At 54.7% G+C, this 14499-nt stretch carries 12 protein-coding genes; 2 read left to right on the forward strand and 10 right to left on the reverse strand.

The genetic code is table 11. The features are described from left to right. Positions 1-85 precede the first annotated feature (85 nt). Entirely contained in the window at positions 86-433 is a 348-nt protein-coding gene (locus F4Y39_21735; GenBank protein MYC16357.1) for a DUF433 domain-containing protein, read from the forward strand. Between the two features lie 98 nt (positions 434-531). Then, entirely contained in the window at positions 532-897 is a 366-nt protein-coding gene (locus tag F4Y39_21740; GenBank protein MYC16358.1) for a hypothetical protein, read from the forward strand. Between the two features lie 21 nt (positions 898-918). Here F4Y39_21740 and F4Y39_21745 read toward each other — a convergent pair whose 3' ends face one another. The 10 genes from F4Y39_21745 to F4Y39_21790 all read right to left on the reverse strand — a co-directional run bounded on the left by F4Y39_21745 (position 919) and on the right by F4Y39_21790 (position 14466). Beyond that, the gene (locus F4Y39_21745; protein MYC16359.1) at positions 919-1362 is read right to left on the reverse strand and encodes an AbrB/MazE/SpoVT family DNA-binding domain-containing protein; all 444 of its coding nucleotides are present in this window, start codon (positions 1360-1362) and stop codon (positions 919-921) included. Between the two features lie 519 nt (positions 1363-1881). After that, positions 1882-3537 (reverse strand): acetolactate synthase large subunit, encoded by a 1656-nt coding sequence (locus tag F4Y39_21750; protein MYC16360.1) that lies wholly within the window; start codon positions 3535-3537, stop codon positions 1882-1884. A 14-nt stretch (positions 3538-3551) separates the two neighbouring features. Then, positions 3552-4955, reverse strand: a complete 1404-nt coding sequence (locus tag F4Y39_21755; GenBank protein MYC16361.1) for an arylsulfatase — start codon at positions 4953-4955, stop codon at positions 3552-3554. A gap of 27 nt (positions 4956-4982) precedes the next feature. Continuing rightward, complete coding sequence (locus F4Y39_21760) at positions 4983-6059, reverse strand: hypothetical protein (GenBank protein ID MYC16362.1); 1077 nt, start codon at positions 6057-6059, stop codon at positions 4983-4985. Between the two features lie 80 nt (positions 6060-6139). Then, positions 6140-7339 (reverse strand): family 43 glycosylhydrolase, encoded by a 1200-nt coding sequence (locus F4Y39_21765; protein MYC16363.1) that lies wholly within the window; start codon positions 7337-7339, stop codon positions 6140-6142. Between the two features lie 58 nt (positions 7340-7397). Beyond that, on the reverse strand, positions 7398-8000 hold the full coding sequence (locus tag F4Y39_21770; protein MYC16364.1) for a DUF4276 family protein: 603 nt from the start codon (positions 7998-8000) through the stop codon (positions 7398-7400). Then, positions 7997-9169: an AAA family ATPase gene (locus F4Y39_21775; protein MYC16365.1), complete on the reverse strand. Its 1173-nt coding sequence runs from the start codon at positions 9167-9169 to the stop codon at positions 7997-7999. Before F4Y39_21775 ends, F4Y39_21770 begins: the two co-directional genes overlap by 4 nt. Positions 9170-9283: 114 nt before the next feature. Continuing rightward, positions 9284-10930, reverse strand: coding sequence for a sulfatase-like hydrolase/transferase (locus F4Y39_21780; protein MYC16366.1), 1647 nt, complete (start codon positions 10928-10930; stop codon positions 9284-9286). Beyond that, on the reverse strand, positions 10831-13053 hold the full coding sequence (locus F4Y39_21785) for a hypothetical protein (GenBank protein MYC16367.1): 2223 nt from the start codon (positions 13051-13053) through the stop codon (positions 10831-10833). Before F4Y39_21785 ends, F4Y39_21780 begins: the two co-directional genes overlap by 100 nt. Before the next feature lie 3 nt (positions 13054-13056). After that, on the reverse strand, positions 13057-14466 hold the full coding sequence (locus F4Y39_21790; protein MYC16368.1) for a HEAT repeat domain-containing protein: 1410 nt from the start codon (positions 14464-14466) through the stop codon (positions 13057-13059). Positions 14467-14499 lie beyond the last annotated feature (33 nt).

Here is a 14499-nt window from a genome sequence, read left to right on the forward strand (position 1 = left end):
CGAGAAAACTATCTGGTTAATATTGTCATTTAAAGTTATATTTTAAGTCAGCAGAGCACTACCCTTTGTGTAAGAAAGGACAGCTATGGCTACTCTAACAGATCGTATCACGGTCAATCCCAATCAGTGCGGGGGACGACCCTGTATTCGAGGTATGCGGATTCGCGTCACGGATGTGCTGGATTTGCTCGCTCACGACTTGACGTATGAACAAATCCTATCAGAGCATCCAGACCTTGAATCTGAGGACATCCGCGCTTGTCTGAGATTTGCCAGTGATCGGCTTAACCATCCGGTTCTCAAAGATGAGCAGGCCTGGACAGAACGTTTTGAGGCTACAACGGATGAGCAGTGGGATCGTTTGGCTGAATCAGCGCGAAAGGAAATTGCTGCGGGTGATACGGACTATGACCAGTTACTCAAGCGTCTGTAATTGAAGTGTCGCGAAAGATGTATTGAACCTTATTTTTTTAGCCCAACGGACTCTGTCAAACCGTTGGGCTTTTTCTATCTTCAGGAGGAGATGGCAACATGAGTAATTTGAGTTTACTGACCGGCGTTTACGCAGATGTCGAAGCGTATGCCGTGCTGATAGATAGGGTAATTGAACGGCTGGGACGAGGAGAGATCGGTTCGCCCGATCCAGATCAGAAGAAGCTCGGACAACTTCTCGTTGATGCCAGTGATCAGGGCCTCGAATCACAATCTCTTGAGGCTCTGACTCTGGACAACTTGATACGGTCAAACACCGGTGAGCCTTTGCCAGGTCTGAAGAGGCTTGGCGAGTGCCTGCTCAGTGGCAAAGTTGATATCAGCTATCATAAACAGTTAGAGACGCTTGCCCAAAGACTGGAACAGGAACGGGTGGGGATAGCTCGTCAACTATGGGGGCGTTAATAGCCACGGTCAAATGATTTCTTAGGCACGCTGTTTATGAAGGTGGGCAAGGAGACCCTCTGCCGTTTCAAATTCACTGGAAGACCGGCCCTCTCGCTCGTCTCGCTCAGCTTCCCGCTCGCCTTTTTGCCATGACTCCAGCCACCAGTACTTCTGCTCTGGATCAATGAGACCTGCTTTTGTAGCCACGTTGACCTCTGCCTCGGTTAATCCTTTGGAATTAAGCATGTCCTCGTTGATGGTCTTGATCTTGTCTTTTGCCCGCGCGAGAATCCGCCGTTCTTTTTTTGAAAGCTCTGGGGGACTCATCTGCTGCGGTATGAGGACGACTTTTCCATTCTCTTCAATTACCTCAATCATATCACCCACTTTGAGGCCGAGTTTCTCAAACACCGGCTTGGGAATAGTGATCCGGTGGCTGGAGGTAATTTTCGAATGTGGCATTTCTCGTCTCCTATTTGTCATTGCAAGTACTGAACATAGAATAAAATTAAAAAGCCCTGAAAAAAAGTCAATGACTTGCTGATAAGCAAAACCACTGGATCGCGGCTAAAACCCTGCCGCGATGACGGCTTTAGTAATGGGTCGGAAAAAGAAATTCCTTCCTACCTGATGGCTCAATATCTTGCCGCGATGATGAGGGCTGATGGGTCAGGTCATGCCAGTGATGCAAGTTATTTATTGCACTGCTGGTAAGTATTTGTCAACGATTTTGTTGACAAATACTTGCTGAAAAACAATAGGGAAGCAATAACATCATAATAAACAACTCTTTGCTTGCAGTTCAATGAGTTGTTCTTGAGGCTCATTCAACAAGCCTATTGCACCTTCGCCTATGGCAAGGGGCAGGGGGAAGAGTCAACAGCGAGTTTTTTTTGATGTCTTGCACATAAATTTGAAGTTATATTTTAAGTCAGCTAATAAATATTAGTCAACAGATTTGTTGACTAATATTGTTAAAAAAATGATCAAGGAGCAATAAAGTTATAATAAACAGGTCTTTGCTTGTAGTTCATCAACGAGAACTTTCTGGTTTTCAGAGTAATCCACGGGCACTTCGACGAGGTGTACGCCGCCTTTGGTATAACATTTTTCCAGCAGGGGTACTGTCATTTCTGTGGATTTCACGCGGTGTCCATGCGCGCCGTAGCTGTTGGCGTACATGACAAAATCCGGGTTGTCGAATTCCAGTCCAAAATCGGGAAGCCCCATCCCGTATTGTTTCCAGCGGATCATGCCGTAGGCATTGTCTCTTAAGATCAGTACGACGAGATTGAGGTTGAGTCTTACGGCTGTTTCCAATTCCTGGCTGTTCATCATAAAACCACCGTCGCCGCAAATCGCCATGACCCGCCGGTTGGGATAAAACCGCGCGGCTTCCATTGCCGAGGGCAGGCCCGCGCCCATGGTGGCAAGGGCGTTGTCCAGCAATACGGTGTTGGGTTGCGTGGTCGGGTAGTTGCGCGCAAACCAGATTTTGTACACGCCGTTATCCAGGGCAATGATGCCGTCTTCGGGCAGGACTTTGCGGACGTCCCAGACGAGGCGCTGGGGTTTTACCGGGAAGCTGTTGTCGTTTTCTCCCAGACGAATGTGTTCCTGAATCTGGCCGCGGATGCGCATGTAATAGTCGAAGTCGTGCGAGGCTGTTTTGCCGGTTTTGTCGGCGAGGCGTTGGATCGTGTTTGCAATGTCGCCGACGACTTCCAGTTGTGGAAAATAGACATTATCTACCACGGCGGATTGGAAGTTGATGTGGATGACCCGGGTTGCGCCTTCGTCGTGTGACATGAAAAATGGCGGTTTTTCCACGACATCGTGTCCGACGTTTATGATCAGATCGGCGCGTTCAATGGCGCAGTGGAGATAGTCGCCATCGGATAGTGCTGCGGTGCCCAGAAATAGAGGATGGAGACCGCCAACGACGCCTTTGCCCAGCTGGGTATTGAAAAAGGGTATGCCGGTTTTGTCGAGGAAGTGCGCCACGGATTCCCAGATGCGCTTGCGGTTGGTGCCTGCGCCCAGGAGGAGTAAGGGCCGCGTAGCTTCTTTGATCATTTTGACCGCGTCGTCAATGGCGCGTTCATTGGCGTCGCCGCGTCTGCATGTGCTGATGTTAAAAACCGGCGTGGTGTGTTCGTCAACGGGTTCTTCGGCGACATCTTCCGGCAATTCCAGGTGTACGGCGCCGGGGCGCTCTTCTTGTGCGAGGCGGAATGCCTCCCGCACCATGGAGGGAATCATATCTACGTTGACGATTTGTCGGGTGTATTTTGTGAGGGGTTCCATCATGCTTACAACGTCGATGATCTGAAATTGGCCCTGTTTGCTCTTTTTGATGGGTTTTTGGCCCGTGATCATGAGCAGGGGCATGCCGCCCAGTTGGGCATAGGCCGCGCCCGTCACAAAATTGGTCGCGCCGGGACCGAGTGTGGCAAGGCAGACGCCGGCTTTGCCCGTGAGCCGTCCATAGGTCGCAGCCATAAACGCAGCACCCTGTTCGTGGCGGGTCAGGATGAGTTTGATGCTCGATTTGCGAAGGGCTTCCAGAAAGGCGAGGTTTTCTTCTCCCGGCACGCCGTAGATATATTCCACGCCTTCATTTTCCAGTGCTTTGACAAATAGGTCCGAAGCGTTCATCGCTTCCTCCGGGTTTATGCGGGGACACTACGTCCCCTCGTTTTGTACTGGTTGAGCAGGTCGGTCAATCGGGATACGATTTCGGGGTGTTGCGCGTAGAGGTTTTCGCGTTCTCGGTAGCCGGTTTCCATGTCGTAGAGTTGGCCGGGGGTATCATCCGGAGGGTCGTCGGGATAATCATTGCCGCCGGAGCTTTGGTGGAGGAGCAATTTCCATTTGCCCTGGCGGATGGCAAATTCGCCTTTGGAAGAGTGATGCACGGTGGCTTCGCGGATGGATGTCGCGTTCTGGCTCGTGAGGACGGGTAGGATGCTGCAACTGTCTTCGCCGGCATTTTCGGGAAGGGTATGGCCGATAATGTCAGCGGCTGTTGCGATGAGGTCTGTGAGACATACGATTTCGTCGCTGAAGGATCCAGCCGCGACTTTTTCGGGCCAGCGGGCGATAAAGGGTATGCGATGCCCGCCTTCCCAGTTGTCGCGTTTGCAGCCGCGGAAGTGATAGGCACTGTAGTGGTTGTATTCTTGTTTTCGCGTGTGCATAAAGCGTTCGGGACCGTTGTCGCTGGTGACGATAAAGAGGGTGTTGTCGGTGGCGCCGATTTTTTCAACAGCGTCCATGATTTGCCCCACTGCCCAGTCGCATTCGACGACGAAGTCGCCGTATTTGCCGGCCTGGCTTTTGCCTGTGAATGCTTTGTTTGGCGCGATGGGCGTGTGGGGACCGGTTACGGGATAGTAGAGGAAAAAGGGCTGTTTGCCCGCTGCGGTTTCTTCGATGAAGGAGACCGCTTTTTTTGTGAGGTCTGGGATGACGTGTTCGGGTTTGAGGCCCGGCGCAGCGTGTCCTTCGCGTCCAAAGAGGCCCCTATGAGCACGGGCTGTTGGCTCGCAGATTGTGCGGTTGTTTTCGAGATAGACATAAGGCGGCATGTCCAGGGATGCGGAGATGCCGTAAAAGTAGTCGAATCCGAGGTCGCACGGTCCGCCGGTAAATGGTTGGGTGAAGTCTATGGCTTCGCCGCGGTTCCATCCCAGTCTGTAATTTTCGAGGTGTTGGACGCCTTTTTTGCGCGTCCAGTTTAATCCCACATGCCATTTGCCGATGCAAGCGGTGTGATATCCGTGTTGTTTGAGCAGGGACGCGACGGTCAGGCGTTCGGGTTCGATGAGGGGTTCTGAGTATCCGTTGAGGACGCCATTTTGCAGTCGGGTGCGCCAGCAATAGCGTCCGGTTAAGACGCCATAGCGCGAGGGGGAGCACACAGCGGAGCACGAGTGGACATCGGTGAAGCACATGCCTTCAGCGGACAGGCGGTCGATATTGGGGGTTTGGATTTTGGATTCGGGATTGAGGTAGCTGATGTCCCCATAACCGAGGTCGTCGAAGAAGATATAGACGATGTTGGGATTGGACATTGGGGTCTCCAATTGGTTGTATAAGGTTCATTTGGCGGGCGCGATGAAGATTTTGTCGCCCTCCTTACACCCAAGTGTCTTTGAGGCGTTTTCGTAGTTGCGAGCAATCCTCAAGCGGCCTTCCGCTGTCAAGAATGCAACCCATTCTCCGCGCGGTACGTCTCCATAAGTGGTGGCAAGCAACACTGTGAACGTCTGCTCCCCATAGCTGACCTGAAAACGAGTTTTGGGAGAGATGCCAAGTTGCTGCAGGTCGCCCTCGATAAATTCGGTGTTGATGTTGCCGTAGGTCGAGGAGATGCTCTCTATCTTTGTGTAAGCCCCTCCTTCCACAAATTCCGCAGACGACACATGATTCGGAGCGATGGTCGCATCTTTGTCTCGTTCAATCGCACCGGTGTCCAGATAGGCGTCGAGCGCGCGCAATGCGGTTTCCCGTTCGATCTCTCTGAGGTTGACGTGTCCGTCGCGTGCCACAGACCAGAATACTGGCACATTCGGTGCCTTTGCCGCTTTCTGGATATACGCCTGGGGTCCCTCCGCTTCACTCTGATTACTGACGAAGAGCAACGGGAGACGTGGGGTATAACGCCATTCGTGGGGGTGCTCTGTATCTCGCACTTGCAGTGCCGCCCCCAACGCGAGCAAGCCGTCATAACCTTCGGGAGCGGTCTCGGCGATCAGTGTCACGATCGCACCGCCCATTGAGCTACCCTGTACAATTACACGTTCAGGCGCGCCATAGGTTTGGGCAATGTGCTGGCGTAGCAGTTCGATGTCCGCTACCGCATCGACGACGATCGCTCCGTTGCGGCGGTAGCTGGTAGATGCGATCATCCAGCCATCGGCAAGCAGATGCTGGTACGTGGGTGAGTCTGTGCGAAAATCGGCGCTCAGGGGCGCATTTTCGGGGCGATAGCCGTGCGCCAGCAGCAGGAGTTTTCCGTTCCATGACTCCGGTATGGCGATGACGAATTTTGATTGCTGGAGTTGACCTGCTTCGGTGCGAAATTTAACTGCCTCTGCGGCTGGGGCGAGCAGTCCGCCGATGAGCAGGAAATAGCATATCCCTTGTACGAGTGTTGAACGGTAGATCGTTTTCATGATGGCTCCTTTGGATTGTTTTGCCGGACAGTTTGTGGTGTCTATGCCCAGCCCCAGCAGTTCATACGTCCAGAGGTCTGTTATGTTCCGATGGTGTTTTGGTCGGTGTGATTCTGTTCTTTGAGGATTTGTTTTTGGAGGTATTCGGGCAGTTTGAGGACGCGCTGGAAGTAGGTGGGTTCGTCAAAGCGCAGGTTGTTGTTTTTGAAGAGGGGACGGTCTGTGTCGCGGCTGAGGTCGCAGTCGAATCGGGCGAGGACGGATTCGCTCATGCTGCCCCCGCCGTCCGGGTTGATATGGCACAGTCCCCAGGTGATGCCGCGTCCATCGCCGTTGTCGGCAAATGCGTCGGGTACAAAGGGTCCGGGGGCGACAGGGGGCACCTGGAGCAGGGATTTCATTTCGAAATGGAGGCCGTCAGGCGCGTATTGTACGGTGTTTTTTTCGGGTCCGTCCAGGCTGACGATTGCGGCGATACCCTCTTTGTAGGGCCAGAGGCAGGTTTCGTGGCCGGAGTTGAGGACGGGGTTTAGCGGTGATTTTTGGTATGGTCCTTCCGGATGGTCGGCAATGGCAACGCCCTGAGCGCGGATGATGTTTGCGCCGCCGCGTTTTTGTCCGGGCGAGCCTTTGTAATACATATGGATTTTGCCTTTGTAGATGAGGGGGAAGGGGTCGTGTATGCAGTTGCAGTCCCAGTCGTCGGGGCCGCCGGGTTCCACGATGGGTCTGCCCATTCGCGTCCAGGGTCCATGGGGAGAGTCGGCGATGGCGATGGTGACGGGGCACGAGTCGCCGCCCTGAATGACTTCGCTGTATGCCTGGTGGTAGAGGTAGTATTTGTTTTTCCAGACGAGGATGTCGGGTGTGCAGTTTGAGCGCCAGCCAAATTCGCCTTTTGAGGGGCGCGTGGCGGCTGGTCCCTGTTCTTCCCAGTGAAAGCCGTCTTCGCTGGTGGCATACCAGATGTCTGCGAGGTCCCAATCGACAGAGGGGATTTCGTCGGTGGCGTTTTCGTGTCCGACGGGGGGACCTTTTGTGCGCCGGCATGTGTACCAGACGTAATAGGTGCCGTCGATGCGGAGTACTTTGGATGGATCGCGGCGAGAGACGTTGGGTTCTCGTGAGAATCCCGCGAGGGGGGAGTATTTGAAGTTGCTGAAAAATTCATTGCCGCGGTCTTCATGGGGGTTCCATATATCGTACATGCGTTCCATTGAGGCACTGAGTTCGCGGTCTGGTTTTTCAAGTGGTAGTTTAGCGGGGAAGGGCGTTTGCATGGGGGGTCCTTGGTGAAGAGGTGTTTGGTCGGGGCGACGCAGGTGTTGATCAGGCCAGTTATTTGATTTTTGCCTTCAAGGTATCGACGAGTCGTTTCGCATGGGGCGATGCCGCAACCACTTTGTCGGGGTCAATCTGCGCGAGGATATCGAACGAATGTTGCCCCTTTTCATATTCTCCTTTTGAAACACCCGAACGCGTCGCGTTTTTTAGGCCGTTCAATACATCGTCTTTTGGAATTTTCTCAATATCCTGACGGGCGGGAAGCGCGTTTTGTTTAAAGCCGTTTCCGTAGTAAGTAGCAAGAGTGTCCCTATCGGCAAGGAACCACGCCTCCATGCACTGCACCATCAGATGTACCTGGTCGTCCGTGGTGCCCGAGGGTTGGTCCCAATTATCGGGCTTCTTCAGGTGTTGCCAGGGGCCTGTTATCACTGGTCCTTCGCTGTCAACCAATAGCACGATGAAGTCATATCTCCCAGGCCTGCGGACTGCCGCACGAAAATCATCGAAGGCTTCCCGCCGACTGCCACTTGCGACTACGCTCGGCATTCGGCCTTCCATGCCAGCCTTTTGAAAAAAATTGCTGAAACTCCGACGACACTTTGTCCTCAGTGCCTTTGTTTCCCCGCCACCTTCGACAAAAACCTTGATTCTCACCAGCGGTTCCCTCCCAGGTCACCTCTGGTCCACAAGTCCCCCAAGCTATAACGCTTCAACCACTCGGTAAGGTCGGCCTTGTCAAGTCGGTGCATTTCCGTCTGGCTGTCGTGCTTTTCGCAGACTACGACGCTCTCCGGCGTATCGGTCAAGGTGTCCACAAGCATGTCGGAGTGGGTTGTGACGATAAGCTGGCACCTTTGCGATGCCTCTCGCAACAGATCGCCGAGGACTGGCAGAACGTCGGGATGCAAGCCCAGTTCCGGCTCTTCAATACACACCAGTGGTGGGGGATTCGGGTGGCAAAGGATAGATAGCAGGCACAGAAAGCGTAGCGTACCATCGGATAATCGCGTTGCTGGAACCATGATATTTTTTTCCTGGACGAAGACCTGAACCGTTCCGCCTTCAATACTGATGTCCAGATCAATCACGCCTTCGTAGAGTTGGCGCATGGTTTCCAGTATGCGATCTTTGACTTTTGGCTCCCGCTTCAACCGATTCAGCACCAGTCCCAGGTTTCTTCCATCTTCGAGCAAAAAGTCGTTGGGCAGATCTGCTGGTTGTGGCTGACGCGGTGGCGTGTGGCGACCAAAGGAACTCTCGCGATAGAGTCGCATGCGGTCAAATGTCTCGCCAAGCCATGTCAACTCCGGATATTGGTCCGGGTCCTTCCGCTGTGCAAGAATGGATTGCTGCAGATTGATCTGTTCCAGGACTAATGGATGGCGCGTTTCATCACTCTTGTACGACTCACCACTGTAATTCAGAAGGGCGTTACCGCCCATTAACTCGTAATAGATATAGGGCTTTGGTTCAGAGCTGTATGCCTCTTCTATCAGTTCTTCTATCAACTCGAATAGCTGGCCCCTCTCTGCAATCCCGAGGGAATATCGTAGCGGTTTCTTCGGGTTATCCAGAATCACTTCGATATGGGCCGACGATGCTCTGGGGTCACCTCGCCAAAGCCAGTCGCGGATGCCTCCACCTTCTCGAATTGGGATCGTGAGATCTCTGGGCGTGGCTTTTAGCAGGCCAATCGCCTCGATAAGATTGGATTTTCCGGAGCCGTTGGGGCCGATAAGAACATTCAGGGGACGAAGTTCCAGTGCTTCGGTATCAGGCCCGAAGGAGAGCAGATTTTTCAGTTGGATGCGCTCTATAAACATGTTTCGTCCTTGTTCATCAGCTTGCTTTCGGGTTCTTGCATGCGAATTAATAACACGCGATGCTCAGGTGTCAAGAGAATACAGCGAACGGCTGATCGCTTTTTAATGCCCATCTCACGACCTCTGATGATAAATATCCAGTAGTTTTTCGGAGAGCGATTCGACGAGGTGGCGGTGTTGTTCTGATGCGATGAGGTTCTGGCGCTCGTCTTCTGTGGGGTTGTCTTTTAAGTTGAAGAGGGCGTGGTGTTTTAATTCGTCTTCTGTAATGAGTTCTTGTCCGACGATCAATTTCCAATCGCCATCTCGCAGCGAGAGCATGGGCCCCATGATGTAGTCGTCGTGGAGGACGAGGGGGTGGGGTTCAAATTCATCATCCTGTAGGCCGGTGAGAAAGGGCGCGATGCTGGTGCTGTCTTCGGCGAATCCCGCGCGTGAGGATGCTTCGATGCCGACGAGGTCTGCGATGGACAATATGAGGTCGTTGAGTCCATACGTGATGTGGCTGGTGCGCCCGGGGGTCGCGTCGTTGCCGTCGCCGATGTTGCCCTGTTTCCAGAAGGCGATTGTGGGCACGCGATGGCCGCCTTCGTGGATGTGGGCTTTGCGACCGCGGTAGTAGCCGCTGGATTCTTTGCCCGCGTTTTCCGCGCCGTTGTCGCTGGAGAAGATAAAGAGGGTGTTGTCGATGAGTTTGTGGCCCGGGTTGCGCGGGTCGTCGTGGGTTTCGAGATAGTTGAGCAATTGACCGACTGCGACGTCGTTTTCGTATATGAAGTCGAGGCGTTCGGGCGTGTTGTGCTCGCAGCCGCCGACCTGGTCGCGCTGTTTGCCCCATTCGGTGCTTTCCCAGCCATTGGGGTCGTTGGTGGTTGCGTGTGGGCGCGAGAGTTCGCGTTTGCCGTTTTTGAAGTGCGCCTGTCCCGTGATGGGTACGCCGTTGAGTGCGTCGCACGGTGTGTGGGGTGTGTGATTGGAATTGGCGGCGTAGTAGAGGAAGAAGGGTTGTTGTTTTGTGTCTTCTTCTGCGAGATGGGTGTCGAGAAAGCCAACGGCGTGCTGGAAGTTCATGGACCCGGTTTTGTACAGGTCGTAACCCGAGATGTCGTGAGGGTTTTTGCCGGTTGCGCCGATGCAGCGGCGGTTTTCGATCCAGCCCGCATTGGCAGAGGTTCCATGGCTTCGGTTGGTGATGAAGTGGTAGTCAAAGCCGTGTTCTTCGGGGCAGTCGGTCAAGGGTTGGCGCACGTCTGCGTCGTCCCATCCCTCGGCGGGTGAGCCGTCGGATTTTGTGTAGGTCAGGCCCACGTGCCATTTGCCCGAGATGCCCGTGCGATATCCGGCTTCTTTGAGGATGGTGGCGAGTGTGGGCCGTTCTTTTTCGATGAGCGGCGGATAGTGGGGACCAAAGGCGACTTTGTGTTTGAGTTGCGTGCGCCAGCAATAGCGTCCGGTGAGGAGGGCGTAGCGCGTGGGAGTGCATACGGTTGATGGGGTATGTGCATCGGTAAAGCGCACGCCCAGGCGCGCGAGGCGTTCCAGGCTGGGGGTGTGAAGTTGTTCGTCGTCGCGGTTGCCGGTCCAGTCCTGATACGCGCTGGTGTCGCCCGTGCCCATGTCATCGACGAGGAAGATGATGATGTTGGGTTGCATGTGTCTCCTTATTTCATGTCGAGGAGTTGAACGCTCAGATAAGAGGGTCTTTGAGAGGGTAAGAGGATGGCGCAGATTGTGTTTTCGCCGGGGATCAGGAGGTCGCATTCGTCGGGATGGAGCAGGGCGCAGGTTTCCGAGACGGGTGCGGAGTGCTGCCTGACGCGGAGGCTGCGGATGAGTTGGCCGTTGATGAAGATCTGGCAGTCGGCTGATGAAACGACGTAGAATAGGGGTTTATCGGGGCGTTGATTCAGGTCAATGGCGGTGCGGAGATAGATGGGAGCGTCTTCTGTTGTGCCATAAGGGCCTTTTCCCGCGTTCCAGGATGAATCGTCGAAGTGGGTTTGACACCAGTCGCCGCCGCAGTTTGGCAGGTTGGCGCGGGGCGAGGTGTGGATGGCGGGGAGAGGGGATACGTCGCCCGTGCTGTATCGCCATTCGGTGTGGGGACCGATGGTGGTTTCAAATTGCGGGGAATCCCAGAGTGTGGCGTGGATTTTGCCGAGTTCATCGGGGTCGATTTTGGAGATTTTGCGGTCGTAGGTGAGCCAGCCGTTGAGTTCGTGTTCGACGTCGGTGATCTGGGTATAGACGATGCCGTTGAGGGGGGTGAGGCCGACCATTGCGCGGAGGTTTTCGACCCAGAAGCGATAGTCGTCTTCCATTGCCTGTGGTGTTGGATATGTAGGGCGGGTGATGTCGTTGATGTGGTCGATATGTTCGGATGGCTCTTCGTGGTCGTACCAGGTGTGACCCGGGATGCAGAGGTTGAATCCGCCCGCTTCGCCCAGGAGGACGATGCGGTCATTGGCGCTTTGTTGCCGCGCCGTGGCGGGGTAGAAGGTGTAGTCGTGTATGTCGCAGATGTCACCCGTGCCCATGTCGGCCCAGCCGCTGGCGCTGGTGACGAGGCGAGAGGGGTCGCGTTGTGCGACGTGGTCAGTGAGGCGTTCGGTGTCGTGCTGCCCCCAGCCTTCGTTGAAGATGATCCACTGGACAACACTGGGGTGGTTGTGCAGCCAGTCCATGATGTTGTCAAATTCGGTCTGCCATTGTTGTGCGGCTTCGGGGGTGACGCTTTGTCCAAATTTGGGCATGCAGACCATGTCTTGCCAGACCAATAGGCCGAGCCGGTCGCAGTGATAGTACCAGCGGTCGGGATGGGTTTTGACGTGTACGCGCACCATGTTGCAGGCGATTTGTTTGAGGTACTGGAGGTCGAAGAGGATGGCTTCGTCAGATGGCGGGGTGAGGATGCCGTCGGGCCAATAGCCCTGGTCCAGGGGTCCGAGTTGAAAGATGGGTTTGTCGTTGAGGAGGAAGCGTTTGATGCCGTTTTCGTCTTCGCCGATGGCTATTTTTCGCATGCCAAAGTAGCTGTCGATTGTGTCGATGGTTTCGCCGTTGTGTTGTACTTTGACTTTGAGGTCGTAGAGGAAGGGATGGTCTGGATGCCAGGGTTTTGGATTTGGGATGCTGAGGGAGATGGTGCGGTCGGCCCGTCCGGTTGCTTCGGAGACTTGCTGGTTGCCGTCATAGGCGATTGTTTGAATTTGGCAGCCATTCAAGTTTTCGCCTGAGACAGTAATATCTATCTTTGCAGCGTCTATATCGGGTGTGAGGCGAAGGGTGCGGATGGATTGCTCTGGTAAGGCTTCGAGCCAGACGGTTTGCCAGATGCCGCCGGTGGGTTGATACCGAAATCCCTGGCGGTTTTCCGGCATGATTTGTTTGCCAAGGGCCTGGGCCTGTTGCTCGGTGGCGTCCCAGCAGGAGACGATGAGTTCGTTCGCGCCGTCTGTTAAATGGTCGGTGATGTCAAAGGTGAAGGGGTCGTACCCGCCGTGGTGTTGTCCCGCTTTTTCGCCGTTGATATAGGCACTGGTTTCCCAGTCGGATGCCTGAAAATGGAGGAGTACGCGTTTGTCCGCCCATGCGTCGGGAACAGTAATATTCCGACGATACCAGAGTCGCTGGTTCGGGCGGAGGATTTCCATGATGCCCGAGAGGGGGGCGTCTATGGCAAAGGGTACGAGGATTTGACCCTGATAGGTATCAGGGGCACTGGTGTTGCCGATGGGTTCGAGAGCGTAGTCCCACAAGCCGTTGAGGTTTTGCCAGTGCTGGCGCACCATTTGAGGGCGCGGGTGTTCTGGCAGGGCGTTATCGGGGGAGACGTTTTCCGCAAAAGGCGTTGAGATGTGTTTGGTCACGGGGTTCCAGGCCATCTCTCAAGCTACCTTTTTGGGTCTTCTTTGTGTTTGACCTCTGGGTTCGCTGTCCCAGCGCAGTGCCTGGAGGCGATGCATGGCGGCTCTGAGTGCTTCGGGCGTGCCGATGCGATAGAGGCCGTGTACCGCAAATCCGCGAACGTAGTGGTTGCCATCGCGCATGGCGTCTGCCAATTCGGGAATGGCTTCTTCGGCATGGATGCCCAATCGCGCGAGGGAGAGGGCGGCATTGCGTCGCACAAAGTCGCTTTCATCCGTAGATAGGATGTCGGCGAGCGGGCGCACGGCTTCCGTGCTGTTCTGACTGGTGGTGCCCAGGGATTCCGCGGCGTGTGCGCGTGTGTCTTCGTCGGTGTCCTGCAATAAGGCGATGAGGTCGGGCGTGGCTGAGTTTGCTCGCAAGCCCAGGTCGCCGAGTACATCGACTGCGCGCATGCGGATTTTTGGGTCCGGATTTTTGGTGAGTTCGATCAGTGCGGGTACGGCAACTTCGCCGACGTTTGTGAATCCGTATCCGGCGTTTCGAGGTGGGGCTTCATCTTCCGTATCTTTGAGTGCGTCGATCATGGCGGGGATCGCTTTTTCGCCCTGTAATCCGAGGGTGTAGGACGCATTGAGGGCGGCGGCTTCGTCGGGGTTGGCGAGTTGCTCGCTCAGGGTTTGGATTGATGTCCCATTGCTCGCGTGTTCGGGTGCTTTGCCCAGGTGCCAGTCCCACATGGCCTGCCATGTCGGTTCTTGTGGGTCATCGGATGCGATCCATGTTTCGTCTCTGTGATCCCATGTGGGTTCGGTAGGCTCGGTCATGCGCGTGAATAGGAATTTGACCATGTGGCGCGTGATCTCTGTGTAGTTGGCTTCTTTTTTGTGCAGGATGTCGTAGTGAATGAGTGCGACGGTTCCAGCCGGTCCGGATGTGAAGAGGTGTTCTCCTTCCTGGTCGCGGGCGGTGATGTATTGCGATCTGGGGGTTACGCTGGTCGGTCCCATTTCGCGGGGTGTGTCCTGGGGGTAATACATCGCCATCATCCAGCGGCAGTGGTGGTGCCGGCGGTTTTGGTCGGCGCAGAACCGGCTGTTGTGCAAGCTGTCTTTGTGCATGGTGCGCGCATCGCTACCCGGGCGGCTTTCGTGAACGTGGCGGTGCAGGTGCAGATAATAATCGGGTCCGAGGATGCTGGAAAATGCGCCGTGTACAATGGGGTGATCCCATACGTCTTGCAGTTCTGGTACGGCGGGGAGGAGGTTGTTACCGGGATTTCTGCCGCTGTTTTTTTCAAAGGATTCATCGATGCGTTTATAGACTTTTTCGTGGAATCCCTCCGGGAAGTCGGGATGGAGGAGCAAATATCCGTCGCGGATGAATTGCTGCATTTGCTCGTCGGTCAATAAGACGGGTTTGTCTGCCATGACAGTTTCCTTTCTGGTGTTATGGATGGTTGA

The organism is Gemmatimonadota bacterium, assembly GCA_009838845.1.
GTDB lineage: Bacteria > Latescibacterota > UBA2968 > UBA2968 > UBA2968 > VXRD01.